The organism is Tenacibaculum sp. SM2510, from assembly GCF_057002845.1.
On record NZ_CP192703.1, the window covers coordinates 482,245 to 505,585 of the forward strand.

General features: G+C 30.0%; 21 protein-coding genes. 11 read left to right on the forward strand and 10 right to left on the reverse strand.

The annotated features are described in order from the left end of the window. Nucleotides 1-52 precede the first annotated feature (52 nt). Nucleotides 53-1,480 (reverse strand): ATP-dependent DNA helicase, encoded by a 1,428-nt coding sequence (locus ACQ629_RS02100; RefSeq protein ID WP_483706307.1) that lies wholly within the window; start codon nucleotides 1,478-1,480, stop codon nucleotides 53-55. 101 nt (nucleotides 1,481-1,581) lie between these two features. Between ACQ629_RS02100 and ACQ629_RS02105 the strand changes: the two genes are divergently transcribed. The 3 genes from ACQ629_RS02105 to ACQ629_RS02115 are packed head-to-tail and all read left to right on the forward strand — an operon-like array spanning nucleotide 1,582 to nucleotide 3,675. Beyond that, nucleotides 1,582-2,316 (forward strand): hypothetical protein, encoded by a 735-nt coding sequence (locus ACQ629_RS02105; protein WP_483706308.1) that lies wholly within the window; start codon nucleotides 1,582-1,584, stop codon nucleotides 2,314-2,316. After that, nucleotides 2,291-3,121 carry a DUF3822 family protein gene (locus tag ACQ629_RS02110; protein WP_483706309.1) on the forward strand — a complete coding sequence of 277 codons (831 nt, stop codon included), beginning with the start codon at nucleotides 2,291-2,293 and terminating at the stop codon, nucleotides 3,119-3,121. Before ACQ629_RS02105 ends, ACQ629_RS02110 begins: the two co-directional genes overlap by 26 nt. Next, nucleotides 3,121-3,675, forward strand: coding sequence for an RsmD family RNA methyltransferase (locus ACQ629_RS02115; protein WP_483706310.1), 555 nt, complete (start codon nucleotides 3,121-3,123; stop codon nucleotides 3,673-3,675). Before ACQ629_RS02110 ends, ACQ629_RS02115 begins: the two co-directional genes overlap by 1 nt. 60 nt (nucleotides 3,676-3,735) lie before the next feature. Here the strand turns inward: ACQ629_RS02115 and ACQ629_RS02120 are convergent, their stop codons facing one another. After that, nucleotides 3,736-5,355, reverse strand: a complete 1,620-nt coding sequence (locus ACQ629_RS02120; RefSeq protein ID WP_483706311.1) for an ABC-F family ATP-binding cassette domain-containing protein — start codon at nucleotides 5,353-5,355, stop codon at nucleotides 3,736-3,738. 180 nt (nucleotides 5,356-5,535) lie between these two features. On the opposite strand from ACQ629_RS02120, the gene ACQ629_RS02125 reads away from it, so the two are divergent. After that, on the forward strand, nucleotides 5,536-6,891 hold the full coding sequence (locus ACQ629_RS02125; protein WP_483706312.1) for a hypothetical protein: 1,356 nt from the start codon (nucleotides 5,536-5,538) through the stop codon (nucleotides 6,889-6,891). A 172-nt stretch (nucleotides 6,892-7,063) separates the two neighbouring features. Then, nucleotides 7,064-8,917: a DEAD/DEAH box helicase gene (locus ACQ629_RS02130; protein ID WP_483706313.1), complete on the forward strand. Its 1,854-nt coding sequence runs from the start codon at nucleotides 7,064-7,066 to the stop codon at nucleotides 8,915-8,917. A gap of 73 nt (nucleotides 8,918-8,990) precedes the next feature. On the opposite strand, the gene ACQ629_RS02135 is transcribed toward ACQ629_RS02130, so the two are convergent. The 7 genes from ACQ629_RS02135 to ACQ629_RS02165 form a co-directional block, all read right to left on the reverse strand. Beyond that, nucleotides 8,991-9,827 carry a prohibitin family protein gene (locus tag ACQ629_RS02135; protein ID WP_483706314.1) on the reverse strand — a complete coding sequence of 279 codons (837 nt, stop codon included), beginning with the start codon at nucleotides 9,825-9,827 and terminating at the stop codon, nucleotides 8,991-8,993. 111 nt (nucleotides 9,828-9,938) lie between these two features. Continuing rightward, nucleotides 9,939-11,135 carry an efflux RND transporter periplasmic adaptor subunit gene (locus ACQ629_RS02140; protein ID WP_483706315.1) on the reverse strand — a complete coding sequence of 399 codons (1,197 nt, stop codon included), beginning with the start codon at nucleotides 11,133-11,135 and terminating at the stop codon, nucleotides 9,939-9,941. A 37-nt stretch (nucleotides 11,136-11,172) separates the two neighbouring features. Beyond that, on the reverse strand, nucleotides 11,173-15,486 hold the full coding sequence (locus ACQ629_RS02145; protein ID WP_483706316.1) for a CusA/CzcA family heavy metal efflux RND transporter: 4,314 nt from the start codon (nucleotides 15,484-15,486) through the stop codon (nucleotides 11,173-11,175). A gap of 148 nt (nucleotides 15,487-15,634) precedes the next feature. Then, a complete protein-coding gene (locus tag ACQ629_RS02150; RefSeq protein ID WP_483706317.1) occupies nucleotides 15,635-15,979 on the reverse strand; it encodes a hypothetical protein in 345 nt (114 codons plus the stop codon). A 49-nt stretch (nucleotides 15,980-16,028) separates the two neighbouring features. Then, nucleotides 16,029-16,415 carry an acyl-CoA thioesterase gene (locus ACQ629_RS02155; RefSeq protein WP_483706318.1) on the reverse strand — a complete coding sequence of 129 codons (387 nt, stop codon included), beginning with the start codon at nucleotides 16,413-16,415 and terminating at the stop codon, nucleotides 16,029-16,031. Nucleotides 16,416-16,418: 3 nt separating this feature from the next. Further along, nucleotides 16,419-16,601, reverse strand: coding sequence for a CPXCG motif-containing cysteine-rich protein (locus tag ACQ629_RS02160; protein WP_483706319.1), 183 nt, complete (start codon nucleotides 16,599-16,601; stop codon nucleotides 16,419-16,421). Nucleotides 16,602-16,730: 129 nt separating this feature from the next. Next, nucleotides 16,731-18,749: a VWA domain-containing protein gene (locus tag ACQ629_RS02165; protein WP_483706320.1), complete on the reverse strand. Its 2,019-nt coding sequence runs from the start codon at nucleotides 18,747-18,749 to the stop codon at nucleotides 16,731-16,733. Between the two features lie 132 nt (nucleotides 18,750-18,881). Here ACQ629_RS02165 and ACQ629_RS02170 point away from each other — a divergent pair, with 132 nt between their 5' ends. Continuing rightward, nucleotides 18,882-19,220, forward strand: a complete 339-nt coding sequence (locus ACQ629_RS02170) for a hypothetical protein (RefSeq protein ID WP_483706321.1) — start codon at nucleotides 18,882-18,884, stop codon at nucleotides 19,218-19,220. Here ACQ629_RS02170 and ACQ629_RS02175 read toward each other — a convergent pair. Beyond that, nucleotides 19,210-19,608, reverse strand: a complete 399-nt coding sequence (locus tag ACQ629_RS02175; RefSeq protein WP_483706322.1) for a group III truncated hemoglobin — start codon at nucleotides 19,606-19,608, stop codon at nucleotides 19,210-19,212. The two genes, ACQ629_RS02170 and ACQ629_RS02175, sit on opposite strands and share 11 nt — an antisense overlap. A gap of 68 nt (nucleotides 19,609-19,676) precedes the next feature. Here ACQ629_RS02175 and ACQ629_RS02180 point away from each other — a divergent pair, with 68 nt between their 5' ends. From ACQ629_RS02180 to ACQ629_RS02200, 5 genes are all read left to right on the forward strand, one after another. Further along, nucleotides 19,677-20,273: a Crp/Fnr family transcriptional regulator gene (locus tag ACQ629_RS02180; protein WP_483706323.1), complete on the forward strand. Its 597-nt coding sequence runs from the start codon at nucleotides 19,677-19,679 to the stop codon at nucleotides 20,271-20,273. A 72-nt stretch (nucleotides 20,274-20,345) separates the two neighbouring features. Then, entirely contained in the window at nucleotides 20,346-21,689 is a 1,344-nt protein-coding gene (gene purB / locus ACQ629_RS02185; protein ID WP_483706324.1) for an adenylosuccinate lyase, read from the forward strand. Further along, a complete protein-coding gene (locus tag ACQ629_RS02190) occupies nucleotides 21,689-22,105 on the forward strand; it encodes a hypothetical protein (RefSeq protein WP_483706325.1) in 417 nt (138 codons plus the stop codon). The genes purB and ACQ629_RS02190 overlap by 1 nt, the downstream gene beginning before the upstream one ends. Next, nucleotides 22,106-22,888, forward strand: a complete 783-nt coding sequence (locus ACQ629_RS02195; RefSeq protein WP_483706326.1) for a TerC family protein — start codon at nucleotides 22,106-22,108, stop codon at nucleotides 22,886-22,888. Nucleotides 22,889-22,967: 79 nt separating this feature from the next. Then, nucleotides 22,968-23,288, forward strand: coding sequence for a hypothetical protein (locus tag ACQ629_RS02200; protein ID WP_483706327.1), 321 nt, complete (start codon nucleotides 22,968-22,970; stop codon nucleotides 23,286-23,288). Nucleotides 23,289-23,341 lie beyond the last annotated feature (53 nt).

Genomic DNA, 23,341 nt, shown 5'->3' on the forward strand with positions numbered 1-23,341 from the left:
TGAAAACCTTTCTAAATGAATTGAAACGTTTTTTTATTAAAACAACAACTATTTACTCTAAAAAACACTCATCTTTAAAACCTATTAAATATAATTTATCTTGAGCACGAGTAACTGCGGTATATAGCCAACGTAAATACTCAACACTTGGTCCGTCAGGTAAATAAGGTTGTTCTATAAAAACGGTATTCCATTGTCCACCTTGAGATTTGTGACAAGTCATAGCATAAGAAAACTTTACTTGAAGAGCGTTAAAGTATTTATTATTTTTCACACCCATAAACTGTTTGTACTTCGATTTTTCATCAGCAAAATCTTCTTTTACAGCTTGATACAATTTGTTTGACTCTTCGTAACTTAAAGACGGACTTTCGCTAGAAAGTGTATCTAATAACAAAACAGTTTCAAAAGAGCTCATATCAGGATAATCTATCATACGAACTTCTACTTCAGCAAATTTAAATCCGTATAATTCTTTTATATCGCTAATTCGCATTACTTCGCAAATATCTCCGTTAGCTATAAAACCTGCTGAAGAAGAATCTTTTAACCAAAAATAATTATTCTTAACAATCATTACATAATCGCCGGTAGAAATTTCATTTTCTTGTCCACGTATTTTAGTTCTAATTTGATCGTTATATTGATTAGCTCTTTTATTTGAGCGCACAATAAAAGCGGTATCTTCTACTCCGATATCACCATCGTACGCCTGTGTAATGGCATCTTGTATATCGTAACTATCTTCTAGCCTGATGATATCCGGATAATTTATATCAAACTTAAAGTCGGTAACATTATTTTGTATTAATAAGCGCAAATCGGTTGCATTAGCTAAAATCCCTGAATTTTGTTGCTGACGGACTACTTCATCTAACTCAATTTCGATAACATCTTTATTAAAATCAAAAGAAAGTTTATCTGCCTCTAAAGCAGGACTCATTGTTAATTTAACCGGTGGTAACTGTGCTGTATCACCTATAAACACAATTTTACAGTTTTTACCTGAGTATACAAAAGATATTAAATCATCTAATAAAGAGCCATTTTCAAACAGTTTTGAATTTTGACGAGCGTCTGATATCATTGAAGCCTCATCAACTATAAAAACCGTGTTAATATGCTTATTAGGTTGCATCACAAAGCTAACACCACCATTACCCTCTTTTTTAGGAAAGTAAATTTTTTTATGTATGGTAAATGCTTGCTTTTTAGAATAACCAGAAATTACTTTTGCTGCCCTACCTGTAGGCGCTAAAAGAACGGCCCTTTTACCGGCTTTCCATAAATTATTAACTACCGTACTAATTATGGTTGTTTTACCAGTACCCGCATATCCTTTTAATAAAAATAAAGCATTACTATTACTGTCAAACAAAAAATCGGTTAACTTATCTAATAACTCATTTTGTTTTTGAGTAGGTTGGTACGGAAATTTTTCGAGAATTTCTTTATAAAACTTAGGTGCTGATTCTATCATATTTTAAATAATAGCCAAAGATAAATGTATTTATAGATAAAAATTTTCATGATTGAAAAAAAATTGTAGATTTGCGTATATCATATATTAAAACAAAAAAAATGAATTTATTATTAATGATTTTAGCAGCTGTTGTAGTTGCAATTCTTTTAGCTGTAATTATAGTTAAGTTCGTGCCATTGAAAATGAGATGGTTAATCTCTATTTTATTATTAGCAGCCACTGCTTTTTTAACATATCTTATATACGGAGGTATCATGGAACCTATTCATTTTGCTAAAGAAAAAGAAGTACGATTTACTAAGGTTATTAAGAATTTAAAATTAATTCGTGATGCTGAAGTTAAATATAAAGATGTTTATAGAACTTATACAAACAGTAAAGACTCTTTAATCAACTTTATTGAAAATGGTCAATTAGCTTTAGTTGAAACTAAAAATATTGAAGAGAAAGTAGATAGAGGTGGTGGTATTTTCATTACTGTTTCTAAAAAACAAATTGACACCATAGGTTACGAGCCAGTTGCAAAGTATTTTGAAGGTGAGGATTATAAAGGTATGTTTAATGTTCCTGGAACAGATAAGCAATTTGAAATAGCGACAAGCGAAGTTGAAAAAGTTGCTGGCTTGTTAGTTCCTGTTTTTGAAGTTAAAGCTGATAAAACATCTATTTTAAAAGGAATGAGTTCTTCTTTAGTAAAACAAGAATTAGAAGCTTTAGAAACTGACCAAATTAAAGGAGCGTATGTTTCTGTTGGTTCTTTAATCGAAGTAACTACAGGTGGTAATTGGCCTCCTTCTTACGATAAAGGTGCAGCAGTTGTTAAAGAAGACTAAAAAAACTAGCGTAATAACGCAAAATAAAAATCTATCCATCCAATTTAGTTTGGATGGATTTTCTTTTTGTATTTCTAATTCAGATACAAAAGAAACAATTTTATTTACCGAGTATACATTTGAGATTTCATTAACTTCTCCTGAATATTTATTAGATAAAGTTATTAGTATTTTTGCTACTGATAAAGATTTACAGCAAGACTTTAAAAGTGTATTTGCTATTCATCAAAACAATTTAGCAACGCTTGTGCCCAACGAATATTTTGATAGAAGTAGCTTAGATTCTTTTTTAAAATACACCGTTAAAACCTTATCAACAGATTTTATTACGTATGATGCTTTAGAAACCATAGAAGCTAATACTGTATACATACCTTATGTAAATATTAATAATTATTTATTTCAAAATTTCGGAGAATTCGAATACAAGCATCATGCTACTATTTTAATAGATAAGTTATTAAATTACTCTAAAGAAGATTCTGAAAAACAGTTTTTTGTTCACGTATCTACAAACCAATTAGATATTGTTGTTTGCCAACAAAACAATTTAATTTTATACAATTCTTTTTCTTTTACTACAAAAGAAGATTTTCTTTATTATATTTTATTTGTAGCAGAACAACTACAAATGGATCCTAATAAATTTCAATTAACTTTTGTAGGAAATATTGAAAAAGAATCTGATCTTTATACCATTACCTATAATTACGTGCGTAATATTCATTTTTTTAAACCTATCTTAAACTTTTTTACAGATAGCGAAGAATTTTCGAATCATTCTAATTTCATCTTAGTATCCTAATGAGAATTATATCAGGAAAATATAAAAGCAGACGACTTTCTGCTCCGAAAAAGTTACCTGTTCGTCCTACGACCGACATGGCAAAAGAATCGTTATTTAATATTTTAAACAACGATTATTATTTTGATAGTATTGCTGTATTAGACCTTTTTGCTGGTACAGGAAACATCAGTTATGAATTTGCATCTCGCGGAACCTTAACAATACATGCTGTTGATGCACATTTTGGATGTATTAAATACATTAATGAAACTGCTAAAGAGCTTGATTTAGATATTAATACCTACAAAAGCGATGTTTATAAATTTTTAGAGAAAACAACCATAAAAGCGGATGTTATTTTTGCGGATCCTCCGTATGATTTTGAAGAAGAGCAGTTTTTAAAAATTGCTGACCTTGTTTTTGAACGTCAGCTTTTAAATGAAGAAGGTACTTTAATTATAGAACATTCTAAACATACCGATTTAACAAAACACCCAAACCATAGTTACGATAAACGCTATGGAGGTAATGTTTTTAGTTTTTTTGAAATAGAAACAACTACAGAAGAGTAAACATAAAAAAAAGGAAGCTAATTAATTAGCTTCCTTTTTTTTTATGCAATAATATATCTATTAAGAATACATTTTCTTTCTTAATTCCTTAACCTTAGGATCAGATAAATAATCATCAAAAGTTGAATACTTATCGATAACTCCTTTTGGCGTTATTTCAATAACTCGGTTTGCTACTGTTTGTGCAAACTCATGATCATGAGTAGAAAACAATACTGTTCCTTTAAAGTTAATTAAAGAATTGTTTAAGGACTGAATAGATTCTAAATCTAAGTGATTCGTTGGCTCATCTAATAAAACAATATTAGCTCTTGTCATCATCATACGAGATAACATACAACGAACTTTTTCTCCTCCAGAGAGCACATTACTTTTCTTTAAGGCTTCTTCACCAGAGAAAATCATTTTACCTAAGAAACCTCTTAAAAAAACTTCTTCTCTTTCTTCTTCTGTTTGGGCATACTGACGTAACCAATCTACTAAATCTAATTCTCCGTCTTGAAAAAATGATGAATTATCTGAAGGTAAATAAGACTGCGTAGTTGTTACACCCCAGTTATATTCTCCTGAATCTGCTACTTCATTTCCTGAAATAATTTCATAAAAAGTAGATACAGCTTTAGAATTCTTTGAAATAATAGCAACTTTATCCCCTTTATTTAAATTAATATCAACGTTGGCAAATAACGGGCTCCCTTCAAAGTTTTTAGTTAATCCTTCTATATTTAAAATTTGATCTCCTGCTTCTCTATCTCTATCAAAAATAATAGCTGGGTAGCGACGACTAGAAGGTCTTATCTCATCAACATTTAACTTATCTATCATCTTCTTACGAGAAGTAGCTTGTTTAGATTTTGCCATGTTTGCAGAGAAACGACGAATAAATTCTTCTAATTCCTTCTTCTTATCTTCTGCCTTTTTATTTTGTTGTGCTCTTTGCTTTGCTGCTAACTGACTAGATTCATACCAGAAAGTATAGTTTCCTGAAAAGTGATTTATTTTTGCGAAATCAATATCAGAAATATGTGTACAAACAGCATCTAAAAAGTGACGGTCATGCGATACAACGATTACAGTATTATCAAAATTAGCTAAAAAATTTTCTAGCCAAGCAATAGTTTCAAAATCTAAATCGTTGGTAGGTTCATCCATTATAAGCACATCCGGGTTACCAAATAAAGCTTGTGCTAATAAGATACGTACTTTCTTTTTAGATTCTAAATCGGCTAATAATGTATAGTGATCTTCTTCTTTAATACCTAAATTCGATAATAAAGTTGCAGCAGCAGCATCGGCATTCCAACCATCCATCTCTTCAAAACGAACTTGCAACTCCCCTATTTTCTCAGCATTATCATCTGTATAATCAGCATATAAAGCATCTATTTCCGATTTAATTTTATGCAACTCTTTATTACCCATTAAAACAGTTTCTAGAGTAGTGTACTCATCAAAAGCATAGTGATCTTGAGTTAAAACAGACATTCTTTTTCCAGATTCTAAATGAACCTGACCAGATGTAGGGTCTTGTTTACCAGAGATAATCTTTAAAAAAGTAGATTTTCCTGCTCCGTTTGCTCCGATAATACCGTAGCAATTTCCTTGAGTAAACTTAGTGTTTACTTCATCAAATAAAATACGCTTACCAAACTGAACTGATAAATTAGATACTGATAACATTTATAACTTTTTAAATTGGCTGCAAAAGTATAAAATATACTGACTTAAAAAGAATTTGCAAGGATAAATTTAACACCATACATTTGGCGCTTTTAATTCTTTTAACAGCTAATTAACAACTACATTATGTAGAGATGTTTATTTTTGACCATTATTTCTTTATAAAGAGAAAAATAAGATATGATTAAATATTTAGTCCCTTTTATATTAATTTTATTCATTAGTTGTAATGAATCTGAAGCCCCTAAAAATACTTATTTTGGAGGTAAGATTATAAATCCAAAATCTAGCTATGTTACTTTATCAGATAATTATGGTTTTAATGATACCATATATTTAAAAAAAGATAATAGCTTTTTAGGTGCTTTTAAAAAATTTAAAAACGGCTTATACATTTTTGGTCACGGTCCAGAACATCAATACGTTTATTTAGAAGCTAAAGACAGTTTACTTTTTAGGTTAAATACTTGGAATTTTGATGAGTCACTTGTTTTTAGTGGTAAAAATGCTGAAAGAAATAACATCTTAATTGAATCTTTTTTACAAACAGAGGTAGATGAAAAAAAATTTTCAAAATTTCAAAACCTTTCATCACAATACTTTTTACAAAAAGCTGATTCTATAAAAAGAATAAAGCAAAAAATTATTAATTCCTACAAGAATAATTCAGGTGATATTTCTAATGAGTTTTTAGAAATTCTAAACATCTCTATGCTATACCCCATTTACACAAATTTAGAGCAATATGCTATTCGTAATTTTAACAAGAAAGAACCTAGTATATTACATGAGTCATATTTTGATTATCGTAATAATGTTAACTCAAAAAAAGATTCTTTAATTTTCTACGGCCCGTATTACAGGTTCATGATTGATAAGTTTTACAATGATGTATATCTTAAAAAAGATAAATCAGACAATTTTACTGTAGCTTTATTGCACAGTATAGATGCTAATATTTCTTCAGAAGAAATAAAAAACAAATTATTATACAATACGGTTATACGCCGATTTTTTAAAGAGCCAAATCAAAAAAACAACAAGCAAATCTTTTTTACTTTTTTTAAGCTAAATACTAACATAGAGCAGAAAAAAAATATTCAAAGATTAATTAACGACCTTAAAGTATTAAATACAGGAGACAAACTACCATCATTTAATTTAGTAAATGCAAGAGGTGAAGAAAAAAATATTTCAAAAATAGTAAATAAAAAAAATACTGTAATTTTATTTAAAGATTATAAGCATGCTTCAGATGAGTGGATTGCTTCACGTACTAATTACTTAATAAGAAATAATCCTGAGGTTAATTTTGTAGTTGTTAATTTATGTACATCTTCTAAAAGATATACTAAAAATATAGATATTAAGCATCAATATACATTGCCTAAAAAAAGTATGCTTTGTGAGTTTTCCACTAGTAAGTTTCCACGTGTTGTTTTAATTGATAATAAAGGCGTTATTACAAACGGGTATACTAGTTTATCTTCAAAAAAAATAAATGTAGAAGTAAGTAATTTACAGAAAAACAAATAATTTTATGTAATCTGTTTTATTTATCATACCTTTGCGCGATTTTATTTTCGAAATAAAATGAAATTTAGATTATTAACTACCAGATTATTAGCCATATAATCTATTGTCCAAATTAAGAATCAGGTTTACAGATACTGGCGTCTGTGAATCTAAAAAGAACACAGACGTATATATGTCAACATTTTTAGATTTAGGTTTAAAAGAGCCTATCAACAAAGCATTAACAGATTTAGGTTACGAAAAGCCTACTGTAATTCAAGAAAAAGCAATTCCACAAATTATTTCATCTACGGCCGATTTAAAAGCTTTCGCCCAAACTGGTACTGGAAAAACTGCTGCTTTTAGTTTACCAATTATCGAGCAAATTGACTACTCAGATAAAAACACACAAGCTATTATCTTATCTCCTACTCGTGAACTAGCAGTTCAGATAGGAAACAACATTAAAGAATTCGCTAAATACATACCAGACTTAAAAGTGGTAACTGTATATGGTGGTTCTAATATCGAAGAGCAAATTAGAGGTTTAAAAAGAGGTGCACAAATAGTTGTGGGAACTCCTGGAAGAACTGTCGATTTAATAAATCGTAGAGCTTTAAGATTAGGAAACGTAAGATGGTTAGTTTTAGATGAGGCTGATGAAATGCTTAACATGGGGTTCAAAGACGAACTTGATAAAGTATTAGATGCAACTCCTGAAACGAAACAAACTTTATTGTTTTCAGCAACTTTTCCTAGAGAAGTAGAAGCTATTGCTAGAAACTATATGGATAATCCTGTTGAAATTACATCAGGAGAAAAAAATCAAGGTTCAGATAACGTTACTCACGAATACTATGTAGTAAACGAAAGAACACGTTACCAGGCATTAAAAAGAATTGCTGATGTAAATACTGATATTTACGCAATTATTTTCTGTAGAACAAGAAGAGAAACACAAGAAGTAGCCAATAACTTAATAAAAGATGGTTATAGCGCTGATGCTTTACATGGAGACTTATCTCAACAACAAAGAGATAGTGTTATGGGTAAATTCCGTAAAAAAACCATTCAAATCTTAGTAGCTACTGATGTTGCTGCACGTGGATTAGATGTAACGGAATTAACGCATGTAATTAACCATAAATTACCAGACCAGATAGAAAACTACAATCACCGTAGTGGTAGAACTGGTAGAGCAGGTAACAAAGGTATCTCTATAGTATTAGTAAACAATAAAGAGAAAGGTAGATTACGTTCTATTGAGCGTATCATCAAAAAGAAATTTGAAGCTAAAAAAGTACCTACTGGTAAAGAAATTTGCCAAAATCAATTAATGCATTTAATTGAAAAGGTAAAAGCTACTGAAGTTAATACTGAACAAATTGAAGAATTCTTACCTGGTATCTATGAAAAATTAGAAGATTTATCTAGAGAAGAGTTAGTTCAGAAATTCGTTTCATTAGAATTCAACAAGTTTTTATCTTACTACAACAAATCTGATGATTTAAACGACGTATCTAATAAAGATAGTACTTCAAGAGGTAGATCTAATGACGAAAACATGACTCGTTTCTTCATTAACCTAGGAAGAAAAGATGAATTAAATCCAGCAACATTAATTGGTTTAATAAACGATCAAAAAATTGCTGATAAAGTTGAAATTGGAGCAATCGATATTTTAGACACTTTTTCTTTCTTTGAAATTGATAAAAACTTTGAACAAGAAACATTAGACGCTTTTAGTGCTAATAATGCTGACTTTAACGGGCGTTCTGTAAATATTGAAATTACTAAATCTAATCGCGGTGGCGGTGGAGGCGGAAGAAAACCTCGCGGTGGCGGTGGTGGATTCAGCGGAAAAAGAAGAAGTGGTGGAAACGACAGAGGACCAAGAAGCTCAAGTTCTAGTAGAGGAGATTCTTCTAACAGAAGCGACTCTAGAAGACGTAGTAGCGATAGCGGATCTTCATCTTCTTCTAGAAGAAGTAGTGGTGGCGATGGTAATGCTTCTGCTGGTTTTGGTAGAAAACGTAGAAGAGACTAAGCAAAGAATCTTATATACTAAAAAAGCAACTCATAATGAGTTGCTTTTTTTTTGCTTAATTTTTTAATGAAATTTATTGATTTCCTAAAATAATTGGCATTCCACTTTTACCTGCTCCAATCAATACAATTTTACTGTTTGGTGATTCAGATAACTTTAAAGTAGCCTCAATACCTTTATCTTGTAAGATTTTATCAGTTAAAGAAGCACTTAAAATTTTATTAGCATCAGCCTTACCCTTTGCCTCTATAATTTGCTTTTCAGCTTCTTTTTGTGCGGTAACTAATCTAAATTCATATTCTAAAGACTCTTGCTCTTGTTTTAATTTACGCTCAATTGCTTCTTTAATAGTTGATGGTAATGTTACGTCTCTTACCAAGACTTCATTTAACTGAATATGTTGTTTTTCCAATATTTTTCTTGTTTCTTCAAAAATTTCTGTTTGAATTACATCTCTTTTACTAGAATATAACTGTTCTGGTGTATAACGACCTACAACACTACGTGCAGCAGAACGAATAGCTGGCTGAATAACTCTTGATATATAGTTTTCTCCTTTCTCTTGATGTAATAAACCTATCTTATCAGATTGTGGCTGAAACCAAGCAGAAGCTTCTAATTGAATTTCTAATCCGTTTGATGATAAGACTTGCATTTTTTCAAAAATTTCTTGTTGACGTACTTCGTATACAAAAACTTTGTTCCAAGGTGCTACAACCTGAAATCCCTCGCCCATTGCTGGTTCGTCTGTTACTACACCACCACCAAAGGTTTTATATAAAACACCTGCTTGACCAGATTTAATCGTTACAGTTGATTTTGTAAAAGCTATAATTGCAATTACTACTAAAATTCCTATTAAAATTCCTCCTTTTGGTAATTGTAAATCTAATTGTTTATTGTTACTCATTTCTATGATTAAAATTTATAATTATTATATTCAAATGTACAATTTTAATATTGCTCAAATCTTAATAAACACAAAGGTTTAAAAGATTAACAGCGTAATCACAAAATAAAATTAATGTGCATGCCCTTCCATTCCTCCTGCTTGCTGTAATAACTGTCCTTTTAAAAAGTGTGCTCCTTTTGTGATAAATTTGCTATCGAAATTATTATTTTCAATCGTTTTCAATTCTGTAAAGCCTGAATCTGAATTCCCTAAAGTTACTTTTACAGGAATAAATTCAACAGCACTTTTGGCTATAAATATAAAATTTTCCCCTTCAATTTCAATGATTGCTTCTTCTGATATTGCAAATACTTTTTTACCTTCTAATAAAATTTCTGCATTGATAAACATTCCAGATTTTAGTAAATTTTCTTTATCTTCAAAATGACCATGAACATCAACAGTTTTTGTTTTAGCATTTACTTTTTGACTAATTAACTTGATATATCCTTCATATTGAGAATCAACTCCTGAAGGCTTGAAAATAAATTCAGCACCTTTTTTAATTTTAGTAATATCGGTTCCAAAAACATTTAATTCGGCATGCATATGATCAGTATCTATAATTTCCATCATTTCTGAATTTGCAGATAAAAACATTCCTTTATTCAAATTATTTTCAACCACATAACCGGAAATTGGTGTTTTTATATATACATATTGTTGAATCCCATTCGCAATAATGGTATTTGGCGATAAACCTGCCATTTTTAATTGCGCTGCGTAACTCCTTACCAAACTTTTTGCGGATTTATAGATACCCTTTGTAATTTGAAATGATTTTTCAGAAGCTATATCATTCTCTAATAACATTTTTTTTCGTTTATAATCTGATGTTGATACATTCAAGTTATTTACAGCTTCTAAATATGAATACTGTAATTTAATAAAGTTAGCATGCTGTAAAACTGCTAGTGTTTGTCCTTTTTTTACTTTATCTCCTGGTAACAAATCTGTTTTATATACAAAAGCTTCTAAAGGTGCATAAATTGTAGCTTTGCTTTGTGGTGGTACCTCAATAGTACCTGTTACAGCGATCTTATTTCGTATTAACTTCTCTGTTATTTTTGTTACTTTTATATTTGCAGACGCTACCTGCTCTTTTGTTAAATGCAATTCATTTTCTGAATGTTCCTCCTCTTTTTCATCTGGATTACTTAGGTTTACTTTTTTTTCAGGAGTATTGTTATGATCTGAATATACTTTTTCTTTAGCATTACAGCTCGTAATAATGATGATTAATAATAATGTGATTATTTTTTTCATATTCTTATGTTTTGAAGTCAGTTGAATCTCTGACTCTTTATAATTTTTTAATATAGAACTCGTAAGTGATTATGGTTTGATTATAATTATTAACTAGCGCTAAATAATTTTGCATTACTTGAAAATAGGTATTAAAACTTTGATTATACTGATAAGCATCTATTTCACCAGCTGTATAGGCTAATCTTAATTTTTTAATAAACCTAGCTGCTTTTATCACCACACTACCAAGACTTGTTAATTCGCCTTTTAAATAGTTTACTTGTTTTTGTAAACTCTTAAAATTATTTTCAATTGTAATTTTTTTTGATTCATTTTCAAAGGCTATTTCTTCAGTTATCATTTTTTTCTCTTTAATTTTAGCTTTATTAGACCAAAATGATATTGGAATGTTTAAGCCAATATTAAAGCCCGTATAATCCGTTGCAACTCCTGTTTTTCTGTTGATAATTCCAGCTGTTATCTCAGGAAAATAAATTGATTTAGCAACTAAAACATTCTTTTCTGCAACCTTCGCTCGTTTTACTAAAACTGCTAAGAATGCTGTTGAAAGACTATCTCTATTAAATGAAATTTCCTTTTTTATAAGGAATTTTGTTTCAGGAACAATAGCTGTTTTTATTTGCAATAATTCTTTTAACTTATTTTCTACCCGCCTAAAATCTTTATATATAGTACTTTTTTCAGCTTGAGTACCTAAAGATTGTATGATTGTTAAGTCATTTTCTAACCCACCAATTTCTCCTGCATTATACAGCTTCTTAGAAATGCTTTTTATTTGAGCGCTATTTTGTGCTTGCTCTTCAAGCAATGAAATAAGCCCATATAAATAGTGCCATTGCTGATATAAACTTCTAACGGTTCTAATAGTTTCTTTTTTAGAAATATCATTCTCTGAAATTGCTAATTCATGTTTTGCAATTGCTAGTTTTCTTTTTTGAAGATGCGTTAAAACAGCACCGAAATTTTGATTTGCAGACCACTCCTTCTCTGACAAACCAGCACTAACACCCACATCTTGATATTTAATAGCAATAGGATCTAAAACAATTGCCCCAGCAATACCCGCCTTCTTTTTAGCTATATTCAAGGTCGATTTATAGCTTGCTACTGATTTTTTTAAAGCGATCGCAATTACGTCTTGTTCACTTAATTTCTGAGGTATTTCTTGTGCCTGAATATATAAACTTCCTCCGAATATAAATAGCACTGTTACTATTTTTGAATTGAGTTTAATTGAATTTTTACTTTCAGAAAAGAAATATAAAACAGGTAAAATTAATAAGGTTAATAAGGTTGCAGATACTAATCCACCAATAACTACGGTTGCCAATGGTTTTTGAACCTCTGCCCCTGCTGATGCAGAAAGAGCCATCGGTAAAAACCCTAAAGAAGCAACAGCCGCTGTCATAATTACGGGGCGCAATCGAACAGCAGTTCCTTTTCTTATAATTTCTTTAATATTTGTCATTCCAGCTTCTTTTAAACGGTTAAACTCAGCTATTAAGACTATTCCGTTTAAAACAGCCACACCAAACAAGGCTATAAAACCTATTCCTGCAGAAATTGAAAAAGGCATATCTCTAAACCATAGAGCGAAAATTCCACCAATAGCAGACATTGGAATTGCCGTATAAATTAAAATACTTTGTTTAATTGATTTAAACGTAAAGTATAACAATAAGAAAATTAATAATAAAGCAATAGGAACTGCAATTCCTAACCTTGCACGTGCTTCTTCTAAATTTTTAAAAGTTCCACCGTAGGTGATATAATACCCTGGATCGAATTGTATTTTTTTGCTAACTTTAACTTGTAGTTCAGCAACAATACTTGCAACATCACGTCCTCTAACATTAAAACCAACCGTAATTCTTCGTTTAGCATCATCTCTTTGTATTTGGTTTGGCCCTGTTTTAAAGCTCACATCAGCAACTTTTTCTAACGGAATTTGTGTTCCATTTGATGTGGTGACATGCAGTTTACGAATATCTTCAATACTTGATCGATTTTCTTTTACCATTCGTACTACCAAATCATAACGTTGCTCACCTTTATATATCGAACCTACGCTTTGACCCCCAAATGCAGTATTTACAGCTGTATTTACATCAGAAATATTTAAACCATATAATGCTAATTGATCTCGCTTATAATCGATTACGATTTGCTTTAAACCTGTCATTTTTTCAACATACAAATCTTCAGCTCCAGCTACATTAGGAATAATTTTCCCTAATTCATTTCCGTATTTCACTAATTTATCTAAATCTTCTCCATAAATTTTCAACACTACATCTTGTCGTGCTCCCGTCATCAATTCATTAAAACGCATTTGTATCGGCTGCTGAAATCCGTAATTAACACCTAACATATTTTCATCTAATAAGTGATTCATTTTTTCCGTCAACTCGTTTTTAGTACGTGCTTTGGTCCAATCACTTTTATCTTTTAAGATGATAATAATATCGGCTACTTCAACAGGCATCGGATCTGTAGGTATTTCCGAAGAACCAATTCTACTTACAATTTGTTCAATTTCATCTGGAAATTCTGCTAATAATAATTTTGAAGATTTATTGGTTACATCAATCGTATAAGACAATGAACTTCCTGTAGAAACCGTTGCTTGAACCGCTAAATCTCCTTCATCTAAAGATGGAATAAATTCTGACCCCATATTTTTAAAAGTAAAAAGACTCAATAAGAAAATAAGTACAGCACCAATAAGTACTGATTTTTTATAATTTAAAACAAATTCTAATACAGATGCATAAACACTTTGTAAGGCGCCTATTATTTTATCAGAAATATTCTTTTTTCCTGTAATTGTTTTCTTTAAAAACAAAGCACTAATCATCGGAACGTAAGTTAACGACAAAATAAATGCACCTAAAATGGCAAAACTTACGGTTATCGCCATTGGTTTAAACATTTTTCCTTCAATACCTACTAAAGCCAAAATAGGAAGGTATACGATTAAAATAATAATTTCGCCAAAGGCTGCACTCGTTCTAATTTTAGAAGCTGATTGATATACTTCTTCATCCATTTCAGCTTGCGATAATTTTTTTCCTGATTTTCTCACTACTAAATAATGCAATGTTGCTTCAACAATAATCACCGATCCATCCACTATAATTCCGAAATCAATGGCTCCTAAACTCATCAAATTTCCTGAAACCCCAAAGAGATTCATCAATATAATAGCAAATAACATTGCCAACGGAATTACCGATGCAACAATTAAACCCGCGCGTAAGTTCCCTAATAATAACACCAAAATAAGAATCACGATTAAAGCTCCTTCAATTAAATTGGTAGCTACCGTACTAATTGCTTTATCAACTAATTTTGTTCTGTCTAAAAAAGGTTGGATTACAACACCTTCTGGTAAACTTTTTTGTATTTGTGCAACTCTGTTTTTTACACGCTTTATTACTTTTGATGCGTTTGCATCTTTTAACATCATTACAATTCCACCAACAACTTCTCCCTCTCCGTTTCTGGTCATTGCACCATATCTGATGGCGCTTCCTAATTGTACTTTTCCGATATCCTTAATTAAAATAGGCGTACCATTTTCGGTGTTTTTAATAACAATATTTTGAATATCTTCAGGTGTTCGAATCAATCCTTGGCTTCGAATAAAATATGCTTTCGGATTTTTATCAATATAAGCACCTCCTGTATTTTGATTGTTTTTAGCCAAAGCTTCTAGAACTTCGTTTACACTAACACTTAATGCTTGCAATCTTTCTGGCTGTAAAGCAACTTCGTATTGCTTTAAAAAGCCGCCAAAACTACTTACATCTGCAATTCCTTCAATTCCTAATAGTTGACGGCGAACAATCCAATCTTGAAGCGAGCGTAATTCCATCGCTGAAAATGCTGCTTCATAACCTTCTTCTGCAAATAACGTATATTGATATATTTCACCTAAACCAGTTGTTAGAGGCCCCATTTCTGGTGAACCAACGCCAGCTGGAATATTACTTTTAGCTTCAGTTAATCGTTCATTAATTTGTTGCCTTGCCCAATAAATATCTACATCGTCTTTAAAAACAATGGTTACTACACTAAGCCCAAAACGAGAAAAAGAACGCACTTCTTCAATCTTCGGAATACTAGCCATGGTCATTTCTATAGGAAATGTTACTAAGCGCTCTATATCTTGTGCAGATTGTGAAGGTGCAGAAGTAATTATTTGCACCTGGTTATTGGTAATATCTGGCACTGCATCTATTGGTAATTGTTTTAGCGAGTACACTCCCCAACCAATTAACACCAATACAAAAGCACCAATAATCAATTTGTTTTTAATTGAAAACTTGATAATGTTGTCTAACATTTTTTATGTATTTAATTCTATTTAAACTGTAATTTTTTCTATGTAACATTATCTCCCTAAAGGATTTATATCACATAGATAGACAACAAAATAGCTTTCTGTTTTGCTACAGAAAATTAAGTGAAGTGTCTAAAAATTTAAAATTGAATTAAACGCGAGGAGGCTGAAAAAGTTCGTCTAAAAAACTAGCTGTATTTAGAACTTTATGAAAATGTATTTTCTTTTTTACTTGAAAATATTTAATAAACTGAAATTTAAATTCCGTAGTGATTATTGCATTCGATATACCTAAAGAAATACAGTGATGATGGTGTTCTGTATTTTTTTCTTCATCTGTATCGTTTTGATGATGCGTATTAGAATGTGCTTCATCCATTGTGTCAACGTGAAATTCTATTACGTTACCATCATCAAAAATCATAGCATCAGCATGCGCTTGCACCGGTGGTACAAACAGCAATAATGTTAATATAACAATGCTAATATTTTTCAAATTATGGATTTAAAGAATTACAAAAGTATAAAAAAAATAGACAGGTTTGTTATTTCAACCTGTCTTTAGCATACTCTACTTTTGTTTTACCATGCGCAAAAGGGTTTCCTGCATCATCTAAGCTGACCATTATAATTTTGTCAATTGCTATAATTGTTTTGTGAGTAATTTTATTTCGTACTTCACAATTTAAGGTAATAGAAGAGTTACCAAATTTTACAACTTCAATACCAATTTCAATAATATCTCCTTGTTTAGCTGAGCTTACAAAATCTATTTCTGACATAAATTTTGTTACTGTTTTAGGTATTTCTAATTGAATTATAGCATATAAGGCTACTTCTTCATCAATCCATTGTAATAAACGACCTCCGAATAAGGTTCCGTTAGGATTTAAATCTTCTGGTTTTATCCACTTTCTTGTATGAAATTTCATATTCTATTGTTCTATATTAATCGCTTCGAAAGCGGTAAGGTTATTGTTTTCAAAATGAACTGTTAACTGTATTGGATTACAACAATTTTCGCAATCTTCTATATAGGTTTGAGAAGCACTTGCATCTAAAATCATAGAAATTGTTTCCCAGCAATATGGACATTGAAAAAAATGTTCTAAAGTCATTTAAAGTTCGTTTTTTATATTGTTTTTATACATTATCTAAAAACTATTTTTTTATTTAAATCGTTATAGTTAACTTTTTACAAAGTTCAGAAACTATTACTCTTTAAACGAATAAAACCTATTTGTTTTTTAAATTTTACCATAATATTTTCTGATAAACCATTCTAAGGAAAATAAGAGAATTGTTAAAAACAACACCCATTTCCAATCTATTAAATTTTGCTTTTTAGTACTAGATTTCTGAACAGTATAGTAGGAAGCATCTGTAGTTAATTCTTTTAATAACTCTTCTAACTTATCAGCATAAAATAATTTTGCTTTAGTCTTTATAGCTAATGACTTTAATTTTTTATGATTTGCGTTTGTAAACTGCTCTTCTATTTGATAATCAGTTATTTTAAAATTTCCGAAGTTATTTATTTTTTGATTTTCTACCGAAACTTTATATGAATATTCGCCTGCTAAAAGACCTTCTACCGATACCTGATAAGAATTATTGATTAACGAAAACGGAATTACCTTCTTACTCTTTGTTTTATTATTTGTTAGCGTGAACTCCAGCGTAGCTCTATTATCAAATTGGTAATTTTTATCAACATAAAAAGCCGAAATAGTTATTGGAGTATTCTCGGTGTATATACTCTCGCTTTTAACATCCAGTCTTTTTCTCTTTTTATTAGAAGCCAAATACTGTACTAAATTCCCTAAAAAAGCATCAAACGTTTCAAAATTTTGCTCTTTTAAAAAACTAGCTGCTCTCCATTTCCAAATTCCTTCACCAAATAAAACAGCATGCTTTTTATCATTTTTTTCAATCGTTGTTAATAATGGTTGTTTGGTTGCTACTCCTGCAAATTTTTGATACAACAAGGTTTGAGCATCATTTGTTAACTGCACTGTTCCGAATTTATCTCGCAAAGGCGGAAATTCGTTAAAACCAATATCTTTTTGTAAAAACGTTAAAAAATCAACATTGTAAATTGCTAAATAATCTTCTGTTTGATTGATTGCTTCTTTTGTAACTCCTAATTGCTGCGTATTTAAAAACCTCCAATCAGTTTTTGTTCCTGAAATTACCAAATGATTAGAAGATATTTTCTCAAATACTTTTTTAAAATAGTTATTAGGTTGATAGAAAACAAAAAACTGATAATCAGCATAATTAATATTTTTATCATTAACCAAAGCAATCGTTACGTTTCGTTGTTTGTTGCTTTCTATAGCTTTTTTTATAGCGCCTAAATCAGGGTGCAAAAACGAGCTTAAAACCAATACTTTCGTTTGTTCATCAATAACTTCTACCGAAAAATTTTGGTAATTATTCTTGGTGTTTTTTTCGTTTTCAATTTTACTGATAGCACTGCTATAATATTGAATTCCTTTTTTTTTCGAAGTTAAATTGGTTGAAACCGTTTGCACTGGGTTTGAAGGAGAAAATTGAAGTCTTTTTGAAAACACTTTTTTTCCGCCATTCGAAATAGAAAAAGTTGCACTTACTTTCTCCTTTCCTTCATAATAAAGCATGGCTTCTACAGGAAATTTATTTTTTATATAACTATATTTATTAACGTTTAACTGTGATATTTGTAAATCTTGATACAAGGTCGTGTCACCAACTACGATTGGGAATATTTTACTTTTAGCATTTATATATTCATAATCATTACCTGTAGTTTGATTTCCGTCACTAATTAAAATACTTGCATTTAAAGTATTTTTATTTAATTCGTTAACTGATTTTATTGCTTGCGAAATATCTGTTTGAGTTTCTGAAAAAGATAAACTATCTAAAACAGCAATTTTAGCTCCAAAAGAAAAAAGCTGAACATTAAATTTATCTTGTATTTCTTTATGTTCTTGTACTTCTTTTAAAATAGTTGTTACTTTTTTATCCTCTTTAAAATATTTTATAGAAAGTGAATTATCTACCAAAACAGATAAAACAGGCTTGCTATTTACTTTTTCTATCGTTTCTATTTGGGGGTTAATAAATAATAAAATCAATAAAAACAAACTCGTTGCTTTTAAAGCAAACAGTAAGATGCTTATTTTAGAATTATTTTTTTCTTTGTAGAAATATTGAAAAAAAGCAATAACGATGCTTAACAAAATTGCTATAATAATATAAATAAGGGTTCTAGTTTCCAACAAAAGTATTTTAGATTGTGAAGATAAAAAAAGCTATCAAATAAAATGAATCAAACTTCTTTTTACTTTATGATTTAGGTCATAAAACAAATAACTAGTTGGCTTGTAACTTTGTAATAAAATAAATTAGGCATGGTAACAACACAACAATTATTCGTAAATAACACAACTTTTAAGTTTTCTAAACTTAATTTTATAAGTAATATAAATAATAAAATAGCACAAGAAGAAAGTAACTCTTTTGCTATTTCAATAATTTTATTAATGGCAAGTAGTATGATTGCTTCTTTTTCTGCAGCATTGGCTGTTCATGGAGAAGTAAATTTATTTGCTTTAGTAGTTACCTGTATCTCTGCTATGGGCGCCAATGCAGTTGCAATAAGTCAGCGTTCATTAAAAACAGTAGTTTGGACATTTTTTATTGCTGTTCTAGCAAATATAGCGCTGATAATTTATCAACTTATTTTTTAGGTTTCGCGTCAAACATTCTAAAAAAGAGCATCGATGCAATATTCCTTGCTCTTTCTTTTGCTTCGTTTGCTTTAGTTCCTACAAAAAGAGCATCTAAGGTTTCAAACCATAATTGCAACCACCTACCAAAATGCTCTTGAGAAATAGTATGATTAAAATTGCTATCTAAATCCTTATGTGCTTTCATCGGATTTCCTTTAAATTTTCTAACAAAAAAAAGATTTGTTTCCCAAAAATCAGTTAACTTTTGCAAGTGAGGCTCCCATTTTTCTAGGGGAATTGCTTTTAGAAAAATAGGTCCTATAAAATCATCTTTTTTAATTTTATTATAAAAAGTTGAGACCAATAAATACACATCTTCTCTATTTTCTATTTCTTTTTTATCCATCTAAAAAACATATTAATTCACGGCAAAACTATATCTTTATACGATTGCAATTTATGACTTAAATCATAATGATACCAGAAGAACTTTTACGCAACTTTAACGCACATTATAAAGACTATAAAAAAGGAGATGTTATTTTTACTGAAAATAACACTGCTTATAATTATTATCAAATTAGTAGTGGTATTGTAAAAATGAACAATTATAATAATGCAGGAAAAGAATTTATTCAAGGCATTTTTTATAAAAATCAGAGTTTTGGTGAGCCACCTTTATTTATTGATGTAAAATACCCTGCTAGTGCTGAAGCTCTTTCTGAAAGTAAAATATTAGTCATTTCTAAAGAACAATTATTTAAATTACTGCAAGAAAATCCTTTAATTCACTTAAAAATAACGCAAAGTTTAGCTAAAAGATTGCACTACAAAGCAATTATAGCATCAGAGATTTCTAGCCAAGAACCTGCACACAGAGTGCTTCGTTTTATAGATTATTTAAAAAATGATGTTTATAAAATAACAGGTGATTTCACTTTTAAGGTTGATTATACACGCCAGCAAATAGCCGATATTTTAGGCTTACGAGTAGAAACCGTAATTCGAGTAATAAAATCTTTAGAGAAGGATAAAAAACTCAAAATTTTAAATCGAAAAGTTTATCGTTAAAATTCCTATTACAATACTCATAATTAAAGTAAGTATTTTCTATTTTTGCAAGATACAACACAACAACATAACATGAACTTAACACAATTAAATGCCATCTCTCCTATTGATGGTAGATACCGTAATAAAGTTGCCAATTTAGCCAACTATTTTTCAGAAGAAGCTTTAATAAAATATCGCGTAAAAGTAGAAATAGAGTATTTTATTGCTTTATGCGAAATTCCTTTACCACAATTAGCTGAATTCAATAATGAATTATACCCTGATTTACGTAAGATATATGACGATTTTTCGACAGAAGATGCTCAGAAAATAAAAGATATTGAAGCCGTTACAAATCATGATGTAAAAGCGGTTGAATATTTTATAAAAGAAAAATTTGATGCTTTAAACTTAGAGCAGTACAAAGAGTTCATTCACTTCGGATTAACTTCTCAAGATATAAACAACACTGCAATTCCGTTATCTATTAAAGATGCAATGGAAGAAGTATATTATCCTGCTTTAGATGGTTTAGTATCTAAATTAGCAGATTTAGCTGAAGAATGGGATCATATACCAATGTTAGCACGTACACATGGGCAACCTGCTTCGCCTACGCGTTTAGGAAAAGAATTTTTTGTTTTTGTAGAACGTATTAACAATCAAGCAATACACATACAACACACACCTCACGCTGCTAAATTTGGTGGAGCAACAGGTAATTTTAACGCACATAAAGTTGCGTATAAAGATATTGACTGGAAAAACTTCGGAACTCATTTTGTAGAAGACATTTTAGGATTACATCACTCTTTCCCAACCACTCAAATAGAGCATTATGATCATATGGCTGCTTTATATGACGGTTTAAAACGTGTAAATAATATTTTAATTGATTTAGATCGTGATGTTTGGACATACGTTTCTAACGATTATTTCAAGCAAAAAATTAAAGAAGGTGAAGTTGGTTCATCAGCAATGCCACACAAAGTAAATCCGATTGATTTTGAAAATTCTGAAGGAAATTTAGGAATTGCAAATGCTATTTTTGAGCATTTATCTGCAAAATTACCAATATCAAGATTACAACGTGATTTAACAGATAGTACTGTTTTACGTAATGTAGGTGTTCCTTTTGGTCATACATTAATTGCTTTTTCATCTACTTTAAAAGGGTTAAATAAGTTATTATTAAACGAAGCTAAATTTGCTGAAGACTTAGAAAATAATTGGGCGGTAGTAGCTGAAGCTATTCAAACAATATTACGTCGTGAAGCATATACAAATCCTTATGAAGCTTTAAAAGGATTAACACGTACCAACGAAAAGATAAACAAACAATCAATTGCTAATTTTATTGATACTTTAGAAGTTTCTGTTGAGATTAAAGAAGAATTAAAAGCAATTACACCTGCTAATTATACCGGAATTTAATGAAGTATTTACTTAGTTTTTTAGTCGTTTTTTTAGTATTTTCTTGTACTCCAAAAAAAGATGGAGATCCTAAACGTTTTAAATACGGAACTTTCGAGATTCCGGCTGGTAACGGTTATGGTAAAACTACAATTGTGCGAAAAGACAGTTTACAAATAGAAGAATATTCTAAAATAATAAGTATTTCTTCGGATAGCTTAGTAACGGAAAAAGAAGTTAAACATATTGATACGCTGTTTATCAAATGGAAAAACAACTTTGCCTATTCATTACGAATGAAGCGTCCGAAAACTGAATTAGATAAAGACCCTATATTTGTTCAAATTACAAAAGTAACGGATAGTTCTTTTAATTTTACTGCTAAAATTGGCTACTCTAATTTTAAACAAAAAGGAACCGTATATAAAGTAAATTAAATGATAGAAATTTTCTTACAAGCAGACACATGGGGTGCGTTAGTAACCTTAACTTTTTTAGAAATTGTTTTAGGTATTGATAATATCATATTTATATCAATCGCAGCAAACAAACTTCCTGAAAAACTTCAAAAAAAAGCAACGAACATTGGTTTAGTACTAGCAATGTTTTTACGTATTGCCTTACTTTTTGGTATTTCGTTATTAATTGCGATGAATGCGCCTTTTTTTTATGTTGATTTTTCTTGGTTTAAAGCAGGTTTTACTGGGCAAGCACTAATTTTATTTGCTGGTGGTCTTTTCTTACTTTATAAAAGTACTAAAGAAATACACCATAAAGTAGAAGGTTTATCGGAAAATGAAACAGATGGTAAACCTCAAAAAGGCTATACTTTAAGTCAGGCTATTATTCAAATAACATTAATAAATATTGTTTTTTCATTCGATTCTATTTTAACCGCTGTAGGTATGACTAACGGTGTTGAAGGTGCTATGATAATTATGATTACTTCTATAATTTTATCAATGGTAATTATGATGTTATTTGCAAACCCGGTTGGTAAATTTGTAAACAAGCATCCAACCATACAAATGTTAGGTTTATCTTTTTTAATATTAATTGGCTTTATGCTAATCGCTGAAGGTGCACATTTATCACATGCCACTCTTTTTGGAGAAGAAGTTGGTACAGTTCCTAAAGGATATTTATACTTTGCCATTACTTTTTCTTTAGTAGTAGAAATGCTAAATATGAAAATGAGAGGCAGTAAAAAGAAGGATTAACAATTATTTAAGATTTTAAAATAAATAGCCACTAGTATAAATACTAGTGGCTATTTATTTTTTTATACATTTGTAGCGAATGTATAAATTTAGAAACTACATATCTGCAATTTTCTTGTTTGCTTTGTTATTACCAACAGCAATACAAGTAGTTCATGCTTTTGAAAAGCATGAACATACTGTTTGTACTTCAATAAATGATGATCATTTTCATGAAAAAGAGTTAGAGTGTTCTTTATTACATTATCAACTTCAAGTTTTTTCATATACTACAGCTTCAAATTATGCTGTAATTCCACAACATTTTTATAAAACAACATACAATCAACAACCACAAGTAATTTCGGTAATATATGTTGATAAAAAACTCACCAGAGGCCCACCTTATTTCACTGTTTAATCAATCTGTCTTTTAAGTAAAAACAGCACTTAGTATTTCACAGTAAATTATAA

Excerpts from the sequence above, each read along its gene's own strand:
- ACQ629_RS02175 (WP_483706322.1), bottom strand. The coding sequence starts at position 19,608 with ATGGATAAAAAAGAAATAGAAAATAGAGAAGATGTGTATTTATTGGTC.
- ACQ629_RS02135 (WP_483706314.1), bottom strand. The coding sequence starts at position 9,827 with ATGAGTAACAATAAACAATTAGATTTACAATTACCAAAAGGAGGAATT.
- ACQ629_RS02100 (WP_483706307.1), bottom strand. The coding sequence starts at position 1,480 with ATGATAGAATCAGCACCTAAGTTTTATAAAGAAATTCTCGAAAAATTT.
- ACQ629_RS02160 (WP_483706319.1), bottom strand. The coding sequence starts at position 16,601 with ATGACTTTAGAACATTTTTTTCAATGTCCATATTGCTGGGAAACAATT.
- ACQ629_RS02140 (WP_483706315.1), bottom strand. The coding sequence starts at position 11,135 with ATGAAAAAAATAATCACATTATTATTAATCATCATTATTACGAGCTGT.
- ACQ629_RS02170 (WP_483706321.1), top strand. The coding sequence starts at position 18,882 with ATGGTAACAACACAACAATTATTCGTAAATAACACAACTTTTAAGTTT.
- ACQ629_RS02190 (WP_483706325.1), top strand. The coding sequence starts at position 21,689 with ATGAAGTATTTACTTAGTTTTTTAGTCGTTTTTTTAGTATTTTCTTGT.
- ACQ629_RS02105 (WP_483706308.1), top strand. The coding sequence starts at position 1,582 with ATGAATTTATTATTAATGATTTTAGCAGCTGTTGTAGTTGCAATTCTT.
- ACQ629_RS02180 (WP_483706323.1), top strand. The coding sequence starts at position 19,677 with ATGATACCAGAAGAACTTTTACGCAACTTTAACGCACATTATAAAGAC.
- ACQ629_RS02195 (WP_483706326.1), top strand. The coding sequence starts at position 22,106 with ATGATAGAAATTTTCTTACAAGCAGACACATGGGGTGCGTTAGTAACC.
- ACQ629_RS02120 (WP_483706311.1), bottom strand. The coding sequence starts at position 5,355 with ATGTTATCAGTATCTAATTTATCAGTTCAGTTTGGTAAGCGTATTTTA.
- ACQ629_RS02145 (WP_483706316.1), bottom strand. The coding sequence starts at position 15,486 with ATGTTAGACAACATTATCAAGTTTTCAATTAAAAACAAATTGATTATT.
- ACQ629_RS02155 (WP_483706318.1), bottom strand. The coding sequence starts at position 16,415 with ATGAAATTTCATACAAGAAAGTGGATAAAACCAGAAGATTTAAATCCT.
- ACQ629_RS02125 (WP_483706312.1), top strand. The coding sequence starts at position 5,536 with ATGATTAAATATTTAGTCCCTTTTATATTAATTTTATTCATTAGTTGT.
- ACQ629_RS02115 (WP_483706310.1), top strand. The coding sequence starts at position 3,121 with ATGAGAATTATATCAGGAAAATATAAAAGCAGACGACTTTCTGCTCCG.
- ACQ629_RS02130 (WP_483706313.1), top strand. The coding sequence starts at position 7,064 with ATGTCAACATTTTTAGATTTAGGTTTAAAAGAGCCTATCAACAAAGCA.
- ACQ629_RS02200 (WP_483706327.1), top strand. The coding sequence starts at position 22,968 with ATGTATAAATTTAGAAACTACATATCTGCAATTTTCTTGTTTGCTTTG.
- purB (WP_483706324.1), top strand. The coding sequence starts at position 20,346 with ATGAACTTAACACAATTAAATGCCATCTCTCCTATTGATGGTAGATAC.